The organism is Paenibacillus macquariensis (assembly GCF_900156375.1).
Taxonomy (GTDB): Bacteria; Bacillota; Bacilli; order Paenibacillales; family Paenibacillaceae; genus Paenibacillus_AQ; species Paenibacillus_AQ macquariensis.
This window is the reverse complement of sequence record NZ_FTNK01000002.1, coordinates 525,977-548,789: the sequence shown is the minus strand read 5'-3', so window position 1 is coordinate 548,789 and position 22,813 is coordinate 525,977. Positions and strand designations below refer to the sequence as shown.

The 22,813-nt window shown below is 40.1% G+C and carries 21 protein-coding genes; 4 read left to right on the top strand and 17 right to left on the bottom strand.

Translation table 11 applies throughout. From position 1 onward, the window contains the following. Window positions 1–267: 267 nt before the first annotated feature. The 8 genes from BW961_RS05515 to nhaC all read right to left on the bottom strand — a co-directional run bounded on the left by BW961_RS05515 (window position 268) and on the right by nhaC (window position 6,488). Window positions 268–486, bottom strand: a complete 219-nt coding sequence (locus tag BW961_RS05515) for a DUF3955 domain-containing protein (protein ID WP_170878529.1) — start codon at window positions 484–486, stop codon at window positions 268–270. Between the two features lie 48 nt (window positions 487–534). Continuing rightward, window positions 535–747, bottom strand: a complete 213-nt coding sequence (locus BW961_RS05510) for a helix-turn-helix domain-containing protein (protein WP_068581780.1) — start codon at window positions 745–747, stop codon at window positions 535–537. Between the two features lie 9 nt (window positions 748–756). Beyond that, entirely contained in the window at window positions 757–1,233 is a 477-nt protein-coding gene (locus BW961_RS05505; RefSeq protein WP_068581776.1) for a DUF2975 domain-containing protein, read from the bottom strand. 303 nt (window positions 1,234–1,536) lie between these two features. Next, window positions 1,537–3,030 (bottom strand): DUF4179 domain-containing protein, encoded by a 1,494-nt coding sequence (locus tag BW961_RS05500; protein WP_068581773.1) that lies wholly within the window; start codon window positions 3,028–3,030, stop codon window positions 1,537–1,539. A 21-nt stretch (window positions 3,031–3,051) separates the two neighbouring features. Beyond that, window positions 3,052–3,546, bottom strand: coding sequence for an RNA polymerase sigma factor (locus BW961_RS05495; protein WP_394327600.1), 495 nt, complete (start codon window positions 3,544–3,546; stop codon window positions 3,052–3,054). A 235-nt stretch (window positions 3,547–3,781) separates the two neighbouring features. Then, the gene (locus BW961_RS05490) at window positions 3,782–4,324 is read right to left on the bottom strand and encodes a CueP family metal-binding protein (RefSeq protein ID WP_068581770.1); all 543 of its coding nucleotides are present in this window, start codon (window positions 4,322–4,324) and stop codon (window positions 3,782–3,784) included. A 140-nt stretch (window positions 4,325–4,464) separates the two neighbouring features. Next, on the bottom strand, window positions 4,465–5,052 hold the full coding sequence (locus BW961_RS05485; RefSeq protein WP_068581964.1) for a sugar O-acetyltransferase: 588 nt from the start codon (window positions 5,050–5,052) through the stop codon (window positions 4,465–4,467). Between the two features lie 59 nt (window positions 5,053–5,111). Further along, window positions 5,112–6,488: a Na+/H+ antiporter NhaC gene (nhaC, locus tag BW961_RS05480; RefSeq protein ID WP_068581767.1), complete on the bottom strand. Its 1,377-nt coding sequence runs from the start codon at window positions 6,486–6,488 to the stop codon at window positions 5,112–5,114. Between the two features lie 268 nt (window positions 6,489–6,756). Between nhaC and BW961_RS05475 the strand changes: the two genes are divergently transcribed. Beyond that, window positions 6,757–7,773, top strand: a complete 1,017-nt coding sequence (locus BW961_RS05475; protein ID WP_244555879.1) for a zinc-dependent alcohol dehydrogenase — start codon at window positions 6,757–6,759, stop codon at window positions 7,771–7,773. 77 nt (window positions 7,774–7,850) lie between these two features. Here BW961_RS05475 and BW961_RS05470 read toward each other — a convergent pair whose 3' ends face one another. Further along, complete coding sequence (locus BW961_RS05470; RefSeq protein WP_068581763.1) at window positions 7,851–8,630, bottom strand: PhzF family phenazine biosynthesis protein; 780 nt, start codon at window positions 8,628–8,630, stop codon at window positions 7,851–7,853. 114 nt (window positions 8,631–8,744) lie between these two features. Here BW961_RS05470 and BW961_RS05465 point away from each other — a divergent pair, with 114 nt between their 5' ends. Further along, window positions 8,745–10,133 carry an aminotransferase-like domain-containing protein gene (locus tag BW961_RS05465; protein ID WP_068581761.1) on the top strand — a complete coding sequence of 463 codons (1,389 nt, stop codon included), beginning with the start codon at window positions 8,745–8,747 and terminating at the stop codon, window positions 10,131–10,133. A 139-nt stretch (window positions 10,134–10,272) separates the two neighbouring features. Next, window positions 10,273–11,577: an MFS transporter gene (locus tag BW961_RS05460; RefSeq protein ID WP_068581758.1), complete on the top strand. Its 1,305-nt coding sequence runs from the start codon at window positions 10,273–10,275 to the stop codon at window positions 11,575–11,577. A gap of 490 nt (window positions 11,578–12,067) precedes the next feature. Here BW961_RS05460 and BW961_RS29465 read toward each other — a convergent pair whose 3' ends face one another. Further along, the gene (locus BW961_RS29465; RefSeq protein WP_082867370.1) at window positions 12,068–12,553 is read right to left on the bottom strand and encodes a zinc-binding dehydrogenase; all 486 of its coding nucleotides are present in this window, start codon (window positions 12,551–12,553) and stop codon (window positions 12,068–12,070) included. Window positions 12,554–13,414: 861 nt separating this feature from the next. Here BW961_RS29465 and BW961_RS05450 point away from each other — a divergent pair. Next, window positions 13,415–14,179 (top strand): YheC/YheD family protein, encoded by a 765-nt coding sequence (locus tag BW961_RS05450; RefSeq protein WP_068581750.1) that lies wholly within the window; start codon window positions 13,415–13,417, stop codon window positions 14,177–14,179. 931 nt (window positions 14,180–15,110) lie between these two features. On the opposite strand, the gene BW961_RS05445 is transcribed toward BW961_RS05450, so the two are convergent. The 7 genes from BW961_RS05445 to treP form a co-directional block, all read right to left on the bottom strand. Beyond that, complete coding sequence (locus BW961_RS05445) at window positions 15,111–15,719, bottom strand: LysE family transporter (RefSeq protein ID WP_394327599.1); 609 nt, start codon at window positions 15,717–15,719, stop codon at window positions 15,111–15,113. Between the two features lie 70 nt (window positions 15,720–15,789). Beyond that, window positions 15,790–16,608, bottom strand: coding sequence for an AraC family ligand binding domain-containing protein (locus BW961_RS05440; protein ID WP_068581740.1), 819 nt, complete (start codon window positions 16,606–16,608; stop codon window positions 15,790–15,792). A 180-nt stretch (window positions 16,609–16,788) separates the two neighbouring features. Beyond that, window positions 16,789–17,739, bottom strand: coding sequence for a GDP-mannose pyrophosphatase NudK (nudK, locus tag BW961_RS05435; protein ID WP_068581737.1), 951 nt, complete (start codon window positions 17,737–17,739; stop codon window positions 16,789–16,791). A gap of 12 nt (window positions 17,740–17,751) precedes the next feature. Continuing rightward, entirely contained in the window at window positions 17,752–18,957 is a 1,206-nt protein-coding gene (locus BW961_RS05430) for a MerR family transcriptional regulator (protein ID WP_068581735.1), read from the bottom strand. A 223-nt stretch (window positions 18,958–19,180) separates the two neighbouring features. Further along, entirely contained in the window at window positions 19,181–19,693 is a 513-nt protein-coding gene (locus tag BW961_RS05425; RefSeq protein ID WP_068581732.1) for a GNAT family N-acetyltransferase, read from the bottom strand. 326 nt (window positions 19,694–20,019) lie between these two features. Continuing rightward, window positions 20,020–20,739, bottom strand: a complete 720-nt coding sequence (treR, locus tag BW961_RS05420) for a trehalose operon repressor (protein ID WP_068581727.1) — start codon at window positions 20,737–20,739, stop codon at window positions 20,020–20,022. A 32-nt stretch (window positions 20,740–20,771) separates the two neighbouring features. Beyond that, the gene (gene treP, locus BW961_RS05415; protein WP_068581724.1) at window positions 20,772–22,805 is read right to left on the bottom strand and encodes a PTS system trehalose-specific EIIBC component; all 2,034 of its coding nucleotides are present in this window, start codon (window positions 22,803–22,805) and stop codon (window positions 20,772–20,774) included. Between the last annotated feature and the right edge of the window lie 8 nt (window positions 22,806–22,813).

Genomic DNA, 22,813 nt, shown 5'->3' with positions numbered 1-22,813 from the left:
ACATCTATGTATTAGGTAAATGATAACTTGATAGCTCACCATTGTAAACCATTAAATAATTTATGGTTAACAATATAGTTATGATGATACAATAACAACGGATTAGAGAGAATAAACCAATAAGATCGGCAGATATTATTCCGGGAACATATGAGTTAGAACTCTCTTATAATTAAAAGAAGCAGCTCAATTGAGCTGCTTCTTTTAATTATAAATGGGAGATTATCATCTTCATCTCGCTATACTTTATACAATAATCAACATCCATTAATCAGTTTTTTGGGGTTTACGAAAGAATGATGCTATGCTGACTGCGAGTCCAAGAATTATACCAATAGCTAAGAATAAGTAACCTATGGGAATGAGAAAGAATGGTTCCTTTAGTGTTCCATCAGGTGCGACTTCGGATCCGATGATACTATATGTGACAAAACAACCGATTCCTATAATAATTGACATTAAAGCTAGAATATTTTTTTTCATCATTACAACCTCCAAATAAATGATTAAATCCCGTTATTTCTTGTTATTCGTTTATAGCGCATCTTTTGAATACTCCAGTATATCACCTGGTTGACACTCAAGAACTTCGCATATTTTTTCTAAAGTCGAAAAGCGAACAGCCTTCGCCTTTCCATTTTTAAGTATGGATAGGTTCGCCATAGTTATTCCGACTTTTTCAGAAAGTTCAGTGACGCTCATTTTTCTTTTCGCCAACATAACATCGATATTGATTATTATCGCCATATGATCACCTCAGACTGTTAAATCATTTTCTGATTTTATTTCAAGTGCATTTATTAACAGTTCCTGGAGAACAGCTGCAAAAAGTGCTATTGCTAATGCGGCAAAAATAATTATTCCTCCTATAATTGCAATTGAAGGATGTAAGACGTTCTGGAATCCTAATAATGTGAGTCCAATTACATATAATATGATTATTGCAATGGCACAATATTTTAAATACTTCAATGATTCTACAGCTAATTCAGAAAAAGCATTTTTATTTTCAATATGATTTAATAGTTTTAAAGCGTGGTACAGAGCAATAAATAACGGTATCACTGTAGTATAAACACCTATAAGCACAGGATATTTCAAATAGCCATACTCAGGATTCATTTCTACAGTATTTCTAGCAAGCCATGGCAACCAGAATATACATAGACTAAGAAATATACAACCAATGATGACAACAGACAGTTTCAAAAAAGTTGTTTTTCCTCTTTTCATAGAACACCTCACAATTTTATGTTGGTCATATCATATCATATCATTTATCGTTTATCAATAAATTATTATTGTTTAACATCGTATATGTATTGTTAATCATGAAATTCACTGTTTTGATTGGTGAATAAATGCATTCATCCTCATTTCAAAAAAATAACCAATGCTCGATGGATACCGTTGTTGATTTTGAGCTTGGTCATAAAAATATATTAAAAAAGAACTCGAATTAATTATTTCGAGTCCTTGAAGATCACTGGAACCATGATTTCACGAGAATTGGTCATTCCTAACCGTAGTAACCTCCTAATCCTTCGAGTACAACTCTAAAGACTGTGTGTCCATAATCGGATTCGCATACCTCGCAATCGTTATTGTCAGCGGCTGAGGATAATCCTTGGCATTCTCCCCAAACCTATAACGAAGCTCGTTTACCACGGTATTATCCTTCGACGATTGTCCGCCGAAGTTCCCCCCCGAGGTGGTTTTATTCACTCTTACATTGTTATGCACTTGACCTTGCGCATCGGTGAAAGTATTGGAAAACCAAGGATACGTGATCGACATTTGGGCAGTCTCATTCTCAATCTTCTGCCTTAATAGAATTTCCCCCTCTTCTGCATAATTCTCAGGCTCAGGCTCGACAAGTTCAAGATCACTTCCCGGCGCACTAATAATCTGTTTCTGGTTAAGATCGACAACAATTTTCATCTGATCCTTATCGACAGCTGAAATTCCTAATGTTTTCAACGTAATGGAGTCTGGCTGGCTATAATCAAAGTTCTTGTATACTAGCGTGGCCTTGGAAGTATCTGTGTATACTTCTGAATTGAACGATGTAATTAGGTTGGGGTAATATAATTTTTCGGACTTCCCCCCTTTCGTAGCGATCAGAACAGGATTTATTAATTCGAAAATTTGTTTCTCGTTGTCCTTATCATACTCCAAATCCACATAGGTGCTCAGCGGTGTATAAAGCACTTGATGCACGTTAATTTTTTGTCCGTCAATGGTCAGAATACGTTCTACCTTCAACGTATGAGTCTTGTCTTTGAACATGTCAGGGTCAAGCTCGAAGGGAACATCCAGATCAGTCCGGTACTTGCTGTTTCTAGAACCACTAGAAGCGAGAGCCTTATCTGAAGTCTCGGTAAGAGCCATGTTGAATTTCACATCTTTCGGATATGAAACTGAAGGTGAAAGACTATTATTTGAATATACAAAGTATTTGATTTGACCTGGTCGGATCTGATTATCTTCACTCGTTATGTCTAACGATCCTCCTATAGAAGGAGCCTTGAAATCTCCGTAATCAAGAGAGAAATCTGCCGGGACCACTGTTTGATCCGTATTATTTTGTACACTATGTAAGACAAATACTTTCCGACCATCTGTTACAGCACCCATTACTTCAACCTTAAGCCCCCCTATTTCCACGCTTTGATAAACAGGCTTAATGAGGTTTCGTTCAAGTGCGCTCACAAATGACTTATCTTGTACAGATGAAGATCTAAATATTTCAGAATCGCTCCAATTCTTAGTGATGGAACTCCTCACCGCATCCTGAGCAAGTGCAGTCACCGGGACTTCTTTAAAGAATGAGAACGTAATTAGTACTGCAGCCGCTACGGTTACAACCGCACCTATTCCTAAGGAATAGATATGTTTCTTCTCGCGTTTTTTCCCACGCATAATTCCACCTCGCATAGCATTATAAATTTTCATTTCTTGTAAAGTTTCAACACGCTTGTTAACTTCATCAGCATCCTGATGAAGAATACGTTCTTCTCTTTCTATCATTTTCATTCGCCTCCCGTATCTCTACAGATATTTCCGAAGCTGCTTGAGTCCTTCTCGTAGCCAGGTTTTAATCGTCCCCTCTGGTTTTTCTAGCACTTTTGCAATTTCAACAGTTGTCATATCCTGATAGTATTTTAGCATCACAGCATGCCGATATTTGGGCTTCATCCGCACCATTGCCCGTTCCAAGTCGATCCGATCGTTGCTAGTCATTTCCAGAACCGCATTCTCTTCCAACGTTTCTGCTGGAAACACACGCTTTTTACGCCGGAGTTCATCCATGCAACAGTTGATCGTAATTCGGATTACCCAGGACGTAAAGGATTGCTCGTCCTTGAGTTTTTTGCGCTTCATCCATGCCCGACATGACGCTTCTTGCACTACTTCCAGGGCGTCCGTTTCCGTCCTCAGATAACTGAAAGCGATCGCGTACATTTTGCGGTGCTCGACGTACAGGCGTTCAAAAAAGATTTCTTCATCCATTAGCGCAAAGTCTGCTAATCTGACCTCTTCCAAAGTTCCCACTATCCACCACTCCCCTTTCTATTTCTTCGTGTTGGTATTGGGAAGAAGTCATCTAAATTATGTATACAAAGATAAGACGTAGTTGTCCTGAAAAACGATTGATTTTTTTTATACATTTCTCTTATTTCTATTTCTTAATGCCTATTTATCGTGAAACTAGTTGTACACTAGGCTAATGATTAGAGTACTATAACCACAAAAAAAAGACGCCTAAGCGTCTTTAATATCAACCAAGCTGCATTGTTGTGAGACAAGTATCGTCGGTCTCGAACGTTGATATTTCGGACTCCGCCGTCTTTCCGTCATGTTCAACTGTTATGCTATACTTTGTGTCACGTGGTAGCCACAGATCGATAAATCCGTTAGATTGGGATTTCATTTTTTCATCCACAATTACGCTACCATCCTCGTCTTTGATGTTTACGTTAAACTCTTTTTCCACCATTTCTCCTTGGCACCCAGTCAAGCTATGGGTTGCACAAGGGTGTGTTTGATCAACATACGGTGCAATGGAAAGAAAAAACTCATTGTCGGGTAAGTCATAGGTTGACGATTGTTCGTCATTTTCGGTTACGATGAGTTGCTTCGATGTGATTGAAGCGGACTTAGCTGTTAATATGTCTGTACTGTATCCATGCACCATTTTTTTAATACTTTGTGCATCAATTTCTGTAGGCGCATTTTTTTCGACACTTCCCATAAACATAAACGCGCCTATCCCTAACACAACAGCACCCAATCCAGTTGCCACTAAGATTTTTCTTCTCAACTTGTATCAACCCCTTCTCACTTTCAACAACTTCATAAATCTCCCATTCTCATTCTTTAGTATATCTTTTAAAACCAAGTTATCACATATTTAGACATGACGAAACAGTGAAATATATATGCATAAGGGTTGTTTTCTTGTCAATTCCGTCTATACTTCGTCTTGTCTTCTTCCGTAATTTCACGTAGTACTCTACAAGGATTACCTGCAGCTATTACGCCAGATGGAATATTCTTTGTCACAACGCTCCCTGCACCGATGATCGTATCGCCGCCGATTGTTACACCAGCAATAACGGTCACACCACCGCCAATCCAAACGTTATTTCCTACAGTGATTGGGGCTACAATTTCTAATCCCTCATTACGTTGCTCCACGTCAAACGGATGACCCGCTGTATAAAATCCGCAATTTGGCGCTACAAATACATTATCTCCAAATACTATTTTGGCTCCATCTAACATGACACTATTATGATTGCAATAAAAGTTTTCTCCGATTTCAATATTATATCCATAGTCACACACGAAAGGCTGCTCTATTAAGAAACGATCGGTTGTATTACCTAGCAGCGTTTTTATTATTGCTTCTCTTTCATTTACTTTTCCTGGATGGAGCTGATTATAATCGTAGCAAAGTCCTTTAGCATATGAACGTTCTTCAATTAACTCTTGATCATAATTTGCATTATAAAGTAGTCCTTGTTGAGATTTTTCTTTTTCTGTCATAACTTCATATTCCTCCAAATCTATAGTTCTCATGGTATTAACTCCTTTCCGTCGCTTCTCTACTTATCCTTACCAAGTGAGTTCCTTTGCAATCGAGGAATCAATACATAGGCGAACGTGAATAAAGGGCTTAACCATAAGAAAGGTGTATAAAGTGCATATTCTATCACCGGAACACCAAGTGTAGTTGCGAAAAATGCTCCACTCACGCCCCATGGAATCAAAGGATTAACGAGTGTTCCACAATCTTCAAGCGTACGGGATAACGTCTTCGCTGGAATACCTCTGCGGGTATATTCATCCTTGAACATTTGTCCAGATAAAAGGATAGAGAGATACTGTTCGCCGGTCATGCCATTTACCGCAATAGATGATGCACCGGTCATGATAACAATGCTGCTCTTACGTTTCAGTGGTTGAATAAGCTTCTGGAAGAAGGCTTCGATGACGCCACAATGCTGTAACAATCCTCCTAAGGATAGAGCAATTAAGATCAGAGATACGGACCACATCATCGATTGCAAACCGCCTCGGTTAACGATCGAAGCAACCGTTTCGTTAGCGATCGTACCTTTGTATCCGCTTTGCATCACACTAAACCAGACATCGATTGCTGTCTGATGCTGAACGAAAGCAGTCACTAGAAGGCCGCTGCCTATCCCAGTGACTAGCGTTGGAAGTATCGGAATCCGCTTGATAGAGCAAGCAATAACCGCGAGCGGTGATACCAACGTTAACCAGTGAATTTGGAACCCCTCATGCAATGCAAGCTTGATTTCTTGCAACGATGATAAGTCTATCGTATTGGTCTTTGGCGCTAATAGGAAAAATACAGTCGTTACGACTAGAGACGGTAGCGTTGTGTATAGCATGTTGCGAATATGTGTGAATAATGATATACCAGCCACTGCTGGGGCAAAGTTCGTTGTATCTGATAATGGCGACATTTTATCACCAAAACAAGCCCCACAGATAATTGCTCCCGCAGCTAAGGTTGGAGAAATACCCGTTGATAAAGCAATTCCCATCAAAGCGACACCAACCGTACTTACTGTAGTAAATGAGCTGCCAGTGAACATCGAGATGACGATCGTGATGTATAACGCGCTCACTGCAAAATATTGCGGATTAATATAATCCATACCATAGTATAAAATCGTTGGTACCGTACCGCTCATCATCCATACGGCTATCAGAATACCAATGAGTGAGAGGATAAGAATCGGCATAATAGCCGTTTGAATGCCTTTAATAATGGCAGATTCGAGTCTATCCCATGAAAATCCAAAAAAGCGCAATAAGGTGGCGGTGCCAACAGTAGTTGCGAGAAGTGGAATTTGCGGTTCCGCTTTTAATAGAAAGATCGATACAAATAGAAGTGCCAGGATAAAAACGATGATGATGATGCTTTTTGAGAAACTAAGTTGTCTGTTCATGATGTTAGAGCTCCTTATACATTGTTATCGGGAATAAGATTCATATTCCTATTCACTTTTTTACTTTTATGCTGTTTTGCTTTCTAGCATTGAAGTACTGAGGTACTATAAACGATAGATATAAGTAGAGTCAATGTTATATATATACAAAACCGGTTTGTCAGCTAACTGAACTAGATGTTCTTTCGATTGTTGTTTGCTCATTTCTCTTTAAACAATTAAAATTATACCCGTTCATATATTGATGTATGAGAAGGAGTGTACTTACATGATGAAGGCAGCAATATATTATGGTAAGAATGATATTCGCGTGGAAGAACGACCAATTCCTACTGTTGGAACCAAAGATGTCTTAGTACGCAACTTACGTAGTGGTATCTGTGGTACAGATATTAATATCGTGAAGGTTGGAGCAGGTAATATGGGTATCAGTATAGGTTCCGAGTTCGGACACGAAATGGTAGGCGAAATTGTTGAGGTAGGAACAGATGTATCTTCTGATATTGTAGTTGGGATGCGCGTTGGGATAAATCCTATCACAGCAAAGAAGGTTGGGCGTCGTAAATCGCTAGAATGCTCTGGATTTTCACAATTTGTCCTGATTGAAGATGCATCACTGAATCATAACTTATATGAAATGAATCCAAATATCCCTGTAGAAGTAGCGGCATTGATGGAACCGATGAGTGTTGGACGTCATGGTGCTTTTAGTGCAAATCCTGTGCCAACGGATAAAGTAGTTGTATTAGGTGCTGGTCCGATTGGTCTTTCAGCTGCTGCAAGTTTAATTGCGGAAGGAATTACTAATGTATGTGTAGTTGATATTGATGATTGGCGTTTAGAGAAAGCAATCGAACTAGGTGCTGTTACGGTAAATACAACGAAAGAAAGCCTTGAAGAAGGACTCACCAAACATTTTGGTGCAATAAACGTATACGGACAAAACGTGCCAGATGTGGATGTATTTATTGATGCAGCAGGAGCACCTATTCTATTTGATCAAGTCATGAAGATTACCAAACCTCATGCTAGAATTTCGATTATAGCCGTTTATAAAAATGAGGTCCCTATTAGTCTGGCACAAGTCATGTCAAAAGAAGTACAAATTAAAGGTGCTAGTGGTTATACTCACGAGGATATTGCGAAGGTCATTGAACACCTTACAAATATAACTAATCTTTCTACCATCGTTACACAAGTCTATAAACTTGATAATATTCAAGAAGCATTCAATAAAGCAATCGATGCTAAAGAAACAATTAAAGTTGTTATAGATTTAACATAATCATTCAACTAATGTATATTGTATCAGAGCTCATTTTGTTCTATTTCAGTTCAAAATGAGCTCGTTTATTTGATACCTTATTGATTTATCTGTAGATCGGATATGGCATATAATACAGCTGATCCACTGATTTTCACACGATCACCGACTAATTCGCAGTATAATGTTCCCCCACGTTTAGAACGCTGTCTCGCCACCAATTTATTCTTGCCTAGACGGTTAGTCCAAAATGGAATGAAGTTACAATGTGCAGAACCGCATACTGGATCTTCATTCACATTTAACTTTGGAAAAAAGCTTCTAGAAACGAAGTCGTACTTTTGACTCTTCGCTGTAATAGACACACCCAAGCCTGGTAGCTGTTTGAGCTTGGAGAAATCAGGCGATGCATGCTGAACATCTTCTTCATGTTCTAGTACAAACATTAAATCTCTACCCAGATAGGTTTCTACAGGTCTTACACCAAGAGCTTCAACCATTTGTTCGGTTAAGGTGCATTTTTCGGGCATTCTGCTAGGGAAATCCATTTCATAAAGATCCCCTTTCTTCACAACAACAAGTTCCCCGCTCATGGTCTGAAATGTAATCTGGTCGCAATTTATTTCGTAATAGTTAGCAATGACATACGCCGTTGCCAATGTAGCATGTCCGCATAGGTCAAACTCTTCTAATGGAGTAAACCATCTCAAACGATAGCCCTCTGCTTCTTTAACAGCAAACGCGGTTTCAGAAAGATTATTTTCTGCAGCAATGTTTAACATGGTATCATCTGAAATCCAATCATTCATAATACAGACTCCCGCAGGATTCCCTTCGAATAATTGTTCTGCAAATGCATCTACAACATAATATTTCATTGTATTAACCTCCTAAATAAGTTGATAATGAATCACATTTATAACTTTAGCACATTAATTGTATGGTTTAAATGATATAATTGTATGCAAGACAATTTTTCAGGAGGCTTAAGAATGCCCGTAAATTCATTTGAACAATATCCTATGACGTGGAAACCAGATAAAGATCAACTTGTTTCTCCGTTATATCGATCCATAGCCAGCTTATTAGAATATGATATTCTCAACGGTTATCTGCCACCTAATACCAAACTTCCGCCTCAAAGAGAGTTAGCCGATTATCTTGATATTAATCTTAGTACCATAACTAGAGCTTTTAAAGTATGTGAAGTGAAAGGATTAATATATGCGGTTACTGGGAGGGGAACCTTTGTCACTCCCAATGCGAGAAATGCTATCTTTATGGCAGAAAGTAGTGAGGAATTAAATTATATAGAAATGGGCATTGTCAAACCACTCGACTGCACAAACGGATTAGTGGTAGAAACGATTAAAAGTATTGCTAATAAAAATTATTTGGAGCAATTACTTGATTACAGACATCCACTAGGTATGCCCTATCACAAAATGGCAGCTAGGAAGTGGATGCAGCGATTTTCCATGGACGCACCCGTTGATAACATCGCTATCACTTCAGGAGGGCAAAATGCTCTAACTTTGATTTTAATAGCCTTGTTCCATCCTGGGGATAAGATTGCGGTTGATATGTATACGTATCCTAATTTCATTGAGCTCGCTAACATACTCAACATCCAGCTCATACCTATTGCGGCAGACGAATTAGGCATGATGCCGGAAAGATTAGATGCTGCTTGCAATGCAAATCAGCTACAGGGAATTTATTTAGTTCCATCCTGTAATAACCCCACTGCTATCACGATGAATATGAACCGGAGAAAGGATATAGCAGATATTATCAAAAAATACGAACTTATATTAATAGAAGATGACATTTATTCATTCCTTGCTCCAGAAGGCTATTTACCCGTTTCACATTTTGTGCCAGATCGATTTGTTTATGTTCTAAGTATCGCTAAATCACTAAGTTCTGGGATGAGAGTAGCCTTCATAGCTTACGCTAATGTATTTGTAGAGAAAATAACATACGGAATCTTTAATATCAACATCAAAACGTCTGGCTTAAATGCAGAAGTTATAGCAGAGTTGATTAACACAGGCGTTGCTGACAGGATTATTAGAGAAAAGAAAGAAATGGCAAAAGTACGCAATGAACTTTATAACAAATATTTTGAAGTTAATAATCCATCTGAAAATCCGTTTAGTTTTTTCAGATGGCTTCCACTGTCTCATCCTTGTACACTCAAGGAGTTTGAACAAAATGCTTTAACATATGGTATCCATGTATATCATTCCGATCGTTTTTTGGCCAAAAAAGATGAATCAGCTCAGTTTATTCGTATTTCACTAACATCGACTAAAGATGTTGATGAATTGGATAGAGGACTTGTCCTGCTTAAGCGTCTCCTGTTAAATCTAAAGTAGATAGACTACTGATTAAACATTGATAGAAAAATTAGAAGAAACACTGGCTTCATGACCACGGAAATCATAAGAGAGTGTTCAAGATTGGAATGTATTTGTAAATTATAAAAATTGGTTACTTGGAAAGGAGGTCTAAGTGATGTCGAGTACATCGGATGATATAAAAGCATTAGACCATCACTCAAGTGGGTTACAAAGTTACATTGATTCTCCCATAAAACAACGGCAATTATATCGACGGACGCTGCTTATCGTTGTTATTTCACAAATTTTTGGAGGCGCAGGACTTGCTGCAGGTATAACAGTGGGGGCACTACTCGCGCAGGATATGTTAGGAACAGATAGTTTCACAGGTGTTCCTGCAGCGCTGTTCACTCTTGGTTCAGCAGGTGCAGCGCTACTGGTAGGACAACTTTCTCAACGTTTTGGACGCCGTTTAGGACTCGCGACAGGATTCTTACTTGGAGGTATCGGTGCGATTGGCGTAGTAATGTCAGCATTAACTAATAATGTTCTACTACTTTTAGTATCTCTACTCATCTATGGTTCCGGTACTGCAACCAATTTACAGGCTCGCTATGCAGGAACTGACCTAGCAAATTCTAGACAGCGTGCAACTGCTATTAGTATTGCGATGGTTTCAACCACCTTCGGTGCTGTTGCGGGGCCAAATTTGGTTGACGTAATGGGTAGGTTTGCTATGTCAATCGGTGTGCCTGCTCTTGCGGGCCCGTTTATTCTAGCAGCTGCAGCCTACATTATTGCTGGTATGGTACTTCTAGTATTTCTTCGACCAGACCCTCTCATCGTTGCGAAAGCCATTGCAACAGATGTACAGAATCAGAATGAGCGAGATCTATTAGACGCGAATTCCATATCACTAGCAGTAAATAAACGTGGGATCATAGTTGGAGCAACTGTAATGGTCTTAACCCAAATTGTCATGATTGCAATTATGACAATGACACCTGTACATATGGGGCATCATGGACACAATTTGAAAGCAGTAGGACTCGTAATTGGGTTCCATGTAGGTGCAATGTACTTGCCCTCTCTCTTGACGGGTATTCTTGTAGATAAGATTGGACGTAAGCTAATGGCATTGGCTTCTGGTGCCACTCTTCTTGCTGCTGCTATAGTGGCTGCTATTGCACCAGCTGATTCCATACTAGTACTGATTATTGCTCTTTCTTTACTTGGACTTGGCTGGAACTTCGGCTTGATTAGTGGTACTGCACTCATCTTGGATTCAACTCATCCATCCACTCGTGCAAAGACGCAAGGATCTGTCGATGTATTGATCGCTTTGGCAGGAGCATCAGGTGGAGCACTATCTGGCATGGTGTTAGCTTATTCTAGTTATACAACACTCTCACTTGCTGGAGGGATTCTTTCACTACTGCTTATCCCAGTCGTGTTCTGGCGTCATAGCAAGCATAAATAATGTGTGTTTGGAAGAGCAATAAGGATTGAGAAATGACAACTGATGATCAATGAGTATTAAAAAAACAAAGGCAAGATTGAGAGATAATACATCCCTTTATCTTGCCTTTTTTTATGATATTGCTTGCTTTTTTAGGTGCAGTAGACAACACAGTGTATGCTTCTTGTCCTGTTCATGCTCTTATCGCACTTGAGAATCTTGACTTCGTTTATTTTCTAACACTGTCTATTCACCGCTCCTCCTTTTCCATAGTTGTATGTTCTTTCGAATGTAAGACGTGTTATTTTAGTATCTCGCCAAATCCTATTAACATAACGCCAGTAGATTTTTGAAATGTTTTTTTACCATTGTTTCACATGATCTAATAGATACACTACGATCAAAAACCAACCCACTGCTATTGCAGTGAGGATTAAGAATATTACTGAATACTCCTTGTAGATATGATTCCTTACTATGATTGTGCGATAACTTTTCATTAGACACCTGACTATCTTCTGCTTGAACATCCTCTAAATATAAGTGCGCTAAGACCCGTCGCCATCCCGAGTACCGTATATCGTCCCGCTTTTGCGCCGTACAACAATTCACCGTATTCCTCTATCTGCAGTTGATTAGTTTTGAGGTGAATTCTCAAATATTGTTTAGGTGTTAATCCAATCTGTCTTTTTAAATCATCTCCCGCATTACAATCAGATCCTCTTTGCTCCACACCGCCATAAGCATTACTATTTTTTGATTTACAAACCATGATAACAGGAGTCCTTTGAGGGATCGAGTTAGCGGCCAAAAGCCAGCGACCCTTGCTCTGCGATCCGACCATGACTAGAGTCCCCTTGGGACTTAATATGCATTTGCAATCTAAAAGCGAATGGTTCCCCACCGTGTCGAAAATCAGGTCATAAAATTTCCCGCTTTGGGTGAAGTCCTCACGAGTGTAATCGATGACCTGGTCAGCGACAATGGATCGGACCATGTCCGTTTTTCTGGCTGGTGCTGCACACGCTTCTTTATAGATATTCTGTAATAATTAACCATGCCATATTTTTGCATAACCCGTCCAGAGCCAGGATTTGAAGCGAGATATCTCGCACATACTTCGTGATAATGCTTTTCTAAAAAAGCGAACTCAATTATTGTTAAAATTAACTTCATTCGTTTGAATCCATTTAAGGGACCACGAAGATAATATGGTGATTTTATCATGAGCAAATCTTGTAATTTCCGAAATTCCCTTAACGATAATCCGTAATCTGAGTAGTGCGGTCTGCGGTTAATGGTCACATCAACAGCTTCTATATCCATTTAATCGATTCGTTTACACAGCTTTGTGCCCCATTAGTTATTGCATCGGGACTCCGATTCTCCCGGAACTTCATTTTATACTGTAAGAGCAATCAAGTCTTCTTGCAGTATAAATATTGATGCTATCAAAAAAATTTAATTTACCAATTAGACTCTCCCCCAAATCCCTCAACTTAATTTGAATATGATAACTTGAAAGATCAAATGAAGTGCAGCCTAGAGGAGAATTTCTTCATTATGTATATTATGATTATTGATCCTGAACAAATCCCCGTTCCTCCCCCTGTCGAAGGCTTTGTGGAACACTGTATTTAGCAAATTGCTATATAACCATTATTAGTCGACTACGCCCCAACTACCTAAGGAAAGGCATCTTGCCAAAGAAATTATTAGATTAGCCCAAGCTCCTTCTAAGGCAAAAAACTGGCCAAGCAAGCCCAACTAAATGTAACGAGAAAATTTAGTTGGCGAGAAACAGCAATCAAATCAGAAAAGATTTATGCTTCGAAAATTTCCAAGTAGAGGTGTTTCTATGGCGAATCGCGAAAGTACAGTTGGAAGCAAATGGGTCAAAACGAAGGTTCTCTTACTAAACAAAGAACTTAGCGAATTTGTTCCGGAAACAAGAATCTACAGTCAAACGAACTTGCTTCATATGTTGAAAAAGCACACGATGGTTTATGTCAAGCCTATCAATGGCTCTTTCGGACAAGGCGTTATTCGTGTGGAGAAGAATGATAAATACCGATTTCAATCCGGTAAAGTTTCTAGGTCATTTAGAACGTTTCTAGACTTATACACTGCTCTGAACAAAGCCAAGTTAAATAGACCCTATCTGGTGCAACAGGGCATTCATCTCTTAACCCATCAAAATCGAATATTCGATACACGCATCATGGTACAAAAAAGCCCAAAGAAAACTTGGGAAGCTACTGGTTATATTGGTCGAGTTGCTCATCCGAATAAAATAGTGACGAACTTTCATAATAGCGGCAAACCGCTACCCTTAGAATTATTACTTGGTTCCTATTTAAAGAAACAGGAGAAACATGATTATATCAACAGCTTGCGACATTTAGGATATAAAATTGCTACACACTACCAGAAGAGTTATCCTGGATTTAAAGAAATTGGTGTTGACATCGGAATCGATAAAAAATTGAAGCCATGGGTATTAGAAGTAAACACAGCACCTGACCCATTTATATTCAATCAATTAAAAGATAAGAAAATGTTCTTCAAAGTTCTGCATTATGCGAGAGTAAACGGCCGGTTTTTATCCATAAAACGCAAGTGATTTGTTTTTCCATAAGTTAGTTAAAAAACCTCCAATCCTGTTTAACCAGTGGGATTGGAGGTTTTGGTATTAGTAAGAGAATCGACGCCGACGGACCATCATCTTAGCTATTAATAGGCCCAGCCCCCTCTGGTAATTGAACAATACTGCCAATGGTTTTTACTATAGTCGTGGCAGAAATTATCGGGATTACTGAACTCTCCGTTGTATTCGTGTATTCTCAAACACCTACAATTGTTAGGAAGCACCCGTAACTCTTGTTGCTCCCTCACCTCTTGCTACAAGCAATTCGCAAGATATAATACGGTGAGCTTCACTAACTTATCCATTGAATCTTTACCCAGAGTGAAACTTGAGTCTGATCTTCTGCAACACTTTCAGTGGTAAAAACAGATTCAAATCAATTAAACTCAGCATATAATCTTTTGTAATCAGTTGTGAAAAACCAACTACAGATTGCCCGCCTACTTTTAACGGTTTATCCCTTGACTTGCACGCGATTGACTTGATGTTACGGTCTTCTGTTGTGCTCTCTCACCTCAAAGAAATTCAGATTCCCCCTCTTATATAACGAGCTTGCTTTACTTTTTATTCCACTATTTATTGATGCAGCAGGGAACCTATTCTATTTAATCAAGTCATGTCAAAAGAAGTACAAATTAAAGGCGCAAGGGCTATACGCATGAGGATATTACGAAGGTTATCGAACACCTTACAAATATAACTAATCTTTCTAGCATCGTTACACAAATCTATAAACTTGATGATATTCAAGAAGCATTAAATAAAGCAATCGATGCTAAAGAAACTATTAAAGTTGTTGTAGATTTAACATATTCATTCAAAATTAGTAATACTTAATTAAAAAAAACAGTAATCCACCATTAGCAATAATTTGGTGGATTACTGTTTTTTAGATCGTTTAATAGAGTTAAATAACTGTTTTCACTCCAAATCCTATTAACATTACGCCAGTAGATTTTTGAAAGACTTTCTGAAACTTAGGCTTTTTTAGCCATTGTTCCACATGATCTAATAGATACACTACGATCAGAAACCAACCTACTGCTATGGCAGTTAGGATTAATCCTAATGCAATCAGCTGTTGATTTGTATTTCCATTCAGATCAATGAATTGAGGCATGAAAGTGATATAGACCAAAATGGTCTTAGGATTAAGAATATTACTGAATACGCCTTGTAGATAGGATTCCTTATAATGATGGTTCGATAATTTTTCAATAGAACCCTGACTATCTTCTGTTTGAACATTCTCTACTAAAAGTGTGCTTTTAGCAAAAAATGCTCTTATACCTAAGTAGAACAAGTAGGCAGCTCCCAAATACTTGATTGTATTGAATAGAAATACGGATTGGGCAATGACTACTGATAAACCAAGTACGACAACAATAGTCCAAAAAGTTAGCCCCGTCGCCATGCCAAGTATCGTATACCGTCCCGCTTTTGCGCCGTGCATAAGTGTATTTTTCATAATAAGTACCGTATCTGTACCAGGTAACATAGACATCATAAGGGCCATCAGACTAAATGCAATTAAGTTATTCACTGTTCCTTAATTCCTCCTCATAAAGTAGTTCATCGGCTAGTGATCATGCGTTGAGGTAAATTCTCATATATTGTTTGGGCGTTAACCCAATCTGTCTTTTAAAGAATTTAGTCAAATGACTTTGATCGCTAAATCCTGTTAAAAAACACACTTCAATGGGCTTAACCCCTTGTTCCAAGAGATTTTTCGCATGATTTACTCGAATCGTTTCCAAATAGCTGTAAGGTGATAGTCCTTTTTGTTTCGTGAATGATCTAAGCAAATGATACTTACTCCATCCTGTTAGAGCACTTAAATCATTTAGTGTAATCGTTTTTGTGTAATTCTCCTCCAAATAGCTACACACCGTTTGGATTTCAATAGAGGGTTCATATGCTGTTGGAAGGATTGTCAGGTCAGAATGTGTCTGAATGAGCTCTTCCATGAAGTATAAGAATAACTCTTCCTTCTTAAAATCACGTTCCTCCAGCGAAATCCTTATATGTAGTTCTTTTAAATTAGATACAAGCTCACTTTGGTATACAACACTTGGTTTGAAGCATGGTAGATTGTCGTTACCGTTTATCTCTAGAACTACCTTTTTCATAACTTCTGGTGTCACGTTAATGCACCGATAATCTAGGGTTTTGCCGTCGATCTGCTCGCAACTGTGCGTATCATAAGGGTTGAACAATAATAAGTCCCCTGGATTAATGATGTATTCTTCGCCTTTGCACACTAAATAACGTTGCCCTTCTTCTATAAAGCCAATCACATAATATTCATGAAAGTGAGTAGGAAATTTTTGCATGATTCCTTTGAATCGGTAGGCTTCTATGTTCAAATCAGAATCCAAATAAATCGTTCGAATTTCATTTAGCATCCAAGCTGACCTCCTTATCATGATGACAACTTTAAGACTAACATGTATTAATAAACTTTTCTTGTATGATATTGCTCTTTTTCAAGCCATTTGCTTAATCATCCCCCGTGAATAACAGAAAAACAACCCAAGACTGTATGGTTCCAGTTTTGGGTTGTTTTCTGTTAGTACGACGCCGGCCTAAGCTAGCACTGGAATTTCGCCGAGATCACGGTATACCTTTTTCCCTTTGACCTCAGCATTTCTTACCATTTCATTGGCACCCTCGGATGGCCCTCCTACTCTAAGAACCGCGTCGCAAAGGGATAACAGTCGAACGGCGGATGGGTGAAACATACGCTCGAATATCTCATCTCCTAGTTCGCGCGATCCGGCCGTTTCCATCAGCGGTAGGGCGTACCACTCACCGAGGACCGGCATATGACCCATCTCATAAACGCGCAGCGCCGTTTCATTCATCAGCCGCATATTGGCCCCTATTAGTTCCTTATCGTCTCCCGTATTGGAACGATAAGGCCCCGCTATAAGGATATGTTGAGGTTTGCTCTCAGGCTGAACCAACCCGTTGAGCTGGGCATATTGCAGTAGCATTATTGTTTTCGCATCACGAATTTCACCGTTCTTCACCATGTTCAGCGCTTGCTCGATGGGTAACTCCAGCACTTCAATCTCCTCTTGTTCTTTTTCTACGCCTCCGCCCCGTCCCGTTTGCATATGCGGACTATATTCTGCCACGAAGAAATATAAAATTTCCGTAACCGATCCCGGGGACATATAAGCCTCCCAAACCTTGTGAACATTGGTTATCCGGTATCCGGTTTCCTCTTCCGTTTCACGGCGAATGCAGTCCTCCGGCGAGTCCTTATCCAGCAGCCCAGCGCAAGCCTCGATAAGCATCCCAGTTTCATTTCCGTTCATATATGTCGGCATGCGAAATTGCTGGGTAAGTATAACCGTTTGCTGTTTCCGGTTATACAATAGAATCACAGCACCATTGCCACGATCATACGCTTCTCTAGCTTGCGTTTCCCAACTGCCGTCACGTTTTTGGTACTTGAACGTCATTTTTTTTAACAGGTACCAATTGTTCGATAATACCTCTTCTTTCACCATTTCAATTTTTGGATTCATATGTATCGCTCCTTATCCTTTTTTTCTGGCCAAAAAGAATCCCGAATCCTTCGTGATGTAGATCTTCTCGTTATCAGTTATCTTGGAGCGCAAATAAGTTGTAAATTGGTCGAGCTTCGCGCCAATAAGAATCTTCCGCGCGTTCATCGGCGTTGAAGTAATGTAATGAATGAGCGGTTGCTCATCGTCAATCATCATGTAATCCTCAAACCTGATCTGCTCGATCTCCGTAAACGAGGCCTGCAGTGTTTCTTTGCCGTTATCTAGTTCGAAACGCTCCATCACAGGGTCAAGCACCTGAATTTGTGGATCGAAAGCTTGGGTCAACTGCTCGATTTCTTTCAGATGACTTTTGCTCATTGTTGAGGCGTACAAGCAACCACCCGGCTTCAGTACACGATGCATCTCAGATACGGCTTGGTTAATATTGAGCACATGGTATAGCATGTGATTGGCTATCACGATATCGAACTCATTTTCGTGGAAAGGAATCTCTTGCGCGTCGGCAATCTGAAATCTAAACCGCTCGCTGTGCATACCCAGACTCATCCGGGCTTCCTCAAGCATACCTACCGACAGATCCGTAAGCGTAATGTTCCAAGTTTCTGGAATGAGGTTCGCATTCCTTCTCCATAAGGCCGCATCACCGCATCCGAGCTCAAGGACCTTTAGATTGGGAACCGTACCCAGATGTTCAAAGAACCAAGAGTGCCATCCTTTCCTGTTCCAACTAAACTGGTCGTACAGCCTTATTCTCGCCTGCAGCCGAACCGCATTATGATACTGCTCACCCCAGTCCTTTTCCTTATGAATCGTCTGGATAATGTCCGCTAAACCTTTCCAATCTACTTCCTGTCCCTGTTCATCCACCATTCCCAGCGCTTCTTCAATGGCTTTGGATACATACTGCATATGAGAGATTTTGTATTGGATGATTTCTCTTTGCAGCTTCAAAGAACTTCTCAGATCTTGTTCGGGGGCGGTGTCGTCTAAGATGAATTGTCTGATCTCGGTTAGGGAGAGCCCGATGTACTTAAGCATCTGGATCTTTTGTAACTGTGCCACATCTTCTTTACTGTAGTGGCGGACGGAAGCATGGTTGTACTGTGTTGGCTTTAGTAAACCGATCTTGTCGTAATAGCGAAGTGTTCTCAGAGTTACCCCCGTTTGCTTCGCGAGCTGACCCGTTGTTAAGTAGTGGCATTCCTCAGGCTTCAAGCACTCGTCCTCCTCTTGATTCCTATTATATTGGGTGACGTTACGTCACCTTCAAGCTTTATTTAAGAATTTTCTGTTCATTGTGGGTCCTGACCTTAATTTGGTTTCCCACAATAAAAAAAACGAAGGCATCATTTACTGCTGCTTTCGTTTTTGTATGACCCAAATAAACCACCACAAGTGGGTCTCTTTTCTGAAATTATTCCTCTCATGGGTCATAACATCACTTTTTTTCCAACACAATTTCTTTCTCCATGATATTATCGTCCATCACAAATCCATTTCCTATATCAGCCACCTGAGTACGTACTGTTCTGAACCCTTTTTTCTCATAAACAGCAATAGTGGTATCATTGTAACGATTTACCGTAAGCCATATAATACCTAGCCCTCGATCTTTGCATAACCCTACCAAGAACTCCATAGCCTGACTAGCATAACCTTTTCCTCGATGTTCTTTCTGTATATAAAATTTGCTTAAAAATAGCTTTCCTTCTTCTTCTTTCATCCCTAAATAACCGATATTATTGCCATTTACATTCATGAAATAATATTCATAACCCTGTTGTTTAATTTGATCATTAATCGCATGAAAGGATTGGAATTTTTCAACCATATACTCGATTTGTTCATTTGATATAATGCTTACAAAATATTCATGCCAAATTCCCGATGCCAATTGAGCTAATAATGATACTTCTTCTTCTGTCTCTACTTTTGGAAATATAAGTTCCATGAAATTTACACACCACTTTCTAGAGATACCTCGTTGAAAATTTTCAACAAACCTCTTCGTTTTATAACCATTCATTTCATAATAAAACATTGCAATCATTTATAGCAAATAAAGCTATATATAATCATTAACATATATTGTTTGAAACAAATTCTTGACATTGCCTAATGATAATAATCCGTTTCAATAATATAAAAAAACAGCGCGCGCCGATTGAGTATCGGCACGCGCTGTCTGCATAGCTGTTATCATCTGTCTACCTGAAAGGGATATGACCAATAGAACAATACATTCTCATTGCTTCACTAGGCATTGTCCAATGAGATTTAGTTCTGAACTCGTCGGGCAAAGTCGACGAACTGAAACTTATCCAGTCGATGTCGCGATTCCGTATACTGAAACAGTGTCGTGTCTACCAGATACACATAGTTGCGAACCACAACAATATGCTGATAATCATGTAAGTCAAGCAGTTGCTTGTCTTCAGGGGTTACTTCTTCGACAGAGATTTCTTTTTTTGCGTAGCTAATTGGCAGATGCAACTTCTGCTCCAGATATTCGTAGATAGAATTGGTGGCTGCTTCAATAGATAGGGAAGGCACATATGTGGTCAGAAAATAATCTTTATCCAGAATAATCTTCTCCCCTTCAATCTCGCGCGCACGGACCACCTTCCACACCGGACCTAGGTCCTTCAGTTGTAAACATCTTGCAATCTCTGCAGTGCTAGGTACGCATTCGTTCTCGTACACAATTGTACGTACCGAACGTCCCAATCGCTCAGACACTTCTTTGAAGGTGACTAATCCGGAAACGGGAAAGCTCATCCTTTGTGTATCAAGAACAAATGAGCCCTTACCCTTAATCTTATGGATATATCCATTCTCAGAGAGCATATGCAGCGCCTTGCGTACTGTCTCCCTTGATGTTCCGTAAGCTTCGGCAAGTTCGTTCTCAGAAGGTAACTTTTGACCTGCAGAGAGCGATCCGGATTGGATCTGGGCAGAATAGTCATTATAGATATGCATATATATATTTTTATTCAATATTAATCACCATGCTCATATTACCATAATTATTAACCTTGAAGATAGATCTTTAGAATAGGAGCAGAGTGTCCTTGTTCCGAGTTTGAATTCACAATTTCCTCTACCCGTTCTATGACATCTTGCCCATCAGGAACTATAATCGGAGAAATCAGCGGGTAACCCGCAGCCAAGATGGCCTCACGGTCGAATTCGAGCAGTAGTTGACCCGATTTCACTTGATCACCAGTGGCTACATGGGCGGTAAATCCACTACCCTTAAGCGAGACCGTATTTATTCCGATATGGATAAGAATTTGTACACCCGAGGCATGCTCCAGAATAATGGCATGTTTGCTCTTGATGACATGTGCTACAGTAGCGTCAAAAGGTGCAACAACTTTCCCTTCGGACGGCTCAATAGCAACGCCTTTCCCCATTTGTCTTTCAGCGAATGCAGGGTCAGGTACTTGCTCTAATGGCACAACCTTACCTTTTACAGGCAACAGTACCTCCACCACATTGACGGCTGTAGCAGGACTGGAGACTTGGTCGGAGTCGGACTGAGTGAGAACCGGAGCAACTATACTTCCAGTGTTGTTTACGTTTTCACTTTCCGGATCTGTGGCTCTCTTGCCAGCATCAGGCGTATTGTCTTCACTGTTCAAATCATTGGTTCCACGGTTGCGGAATTTTCCGAATAATACGGTAGCGCCGAATGGAACAACGAGCACAATCGCCATGCCGATAAAGAATACACCCCACTGATTCGGAAAGATGGATAAGAATCCGGGGATACCACCTACGCCAATGGAAGACGCGAGCACATTATTCACCGCAAGTAGCACACCTGCAATGGCCGAACCAATCATCCCGAAGATAAACGGATATTTGAAGCGTATGTTAACTCCGAAAATAGCGGGTTCAGTAACGCCAAGGAAGGCGGAAATGGATGAAGTGACGGCCAGTCCTTTCGTTTTTTCCTGTTTGGCCACAAACATCATACCTAGTGCGGCAGCTCCTTGTGCAATGTTGGACAGAGCTAGCATCGGCCACAGGAAGGTTCCTCCTTCTGACCCGATAAGCTGGATATCGACTGCCAGGAAAGTATGGTGCATCCCTGTAATAACAAGTAGCGAATATAGTCCCCCATAGATTAATCCACCTAGCGCGGGGAAGCTGCCAAAGATACTAACTAGCCCCGATGTAATGGCATTAGCTATAACAAAGGTGATAGGACCAATAACCGTAAAGGCAAGAAATCCAGTAATTAGAAGTGCTACTGGAGCAACAATCAGCAGCTTAAATGAGTCAGGTACTTTTTTGTTCAGCCAGCGTTCCAGTCTGGCAAGTAAATAGGCAGAGACCAGAACTGGCAACACCTGCCCCTGGTAGCCGATCTTGTTGACATGCCAACCGAATAGATCCCATACCGGAACCGTACCTTCTACCTTGGCATTTGCATAACCATAAGCACTGAGCAGATCAGGATGTACAAGAATAAGTCCCAGAACGATACCGAGTAGCGGACTGCCGCCGAAGCGTGTTACCGCCGACCAACCGATAAGGGCAGGCAGGAAGGTAAAAGCCGTACTGGCTATCGTATTAATAATAGACGCGAAGTCTTTCCACTGAGGATAGACATCGACAAGGGATTTACTATCGAAAAAGATGCCAGGACCCGTTAGGATATTATTGATCCCCAGTAATAGACCCGCCATAACGATCGCTGGCAGGATCGGAATGAAAATATCTGCCAGCATCTTAATTGCTCGCTGAAGTGGATTCTGTTTCTTGCTAGCAGCCGTCTTCACCTCATCTTTGGTAGCTCGGTCCCCACCGGTGATGGTAATCATTTCTTCATAAACCTTATCCACCAGGCCAGGACCGATAATAACCTGAAATTGACCCTGTGAAGAGAAATGGCCTTTGACCAGAGGATTGTCCTCAAGCGCCTTCGTATCGACTTTGCTCTCGTCGTTGAGAGCAAGTCGGAGCCGTGTCACACAATGTGTTGCGGCTTCAATATTGTCTTTTCCTCCGATAGCCTTCACTATCTGTTCTACATCTTGCCTATTAATAGCCATATTTACAC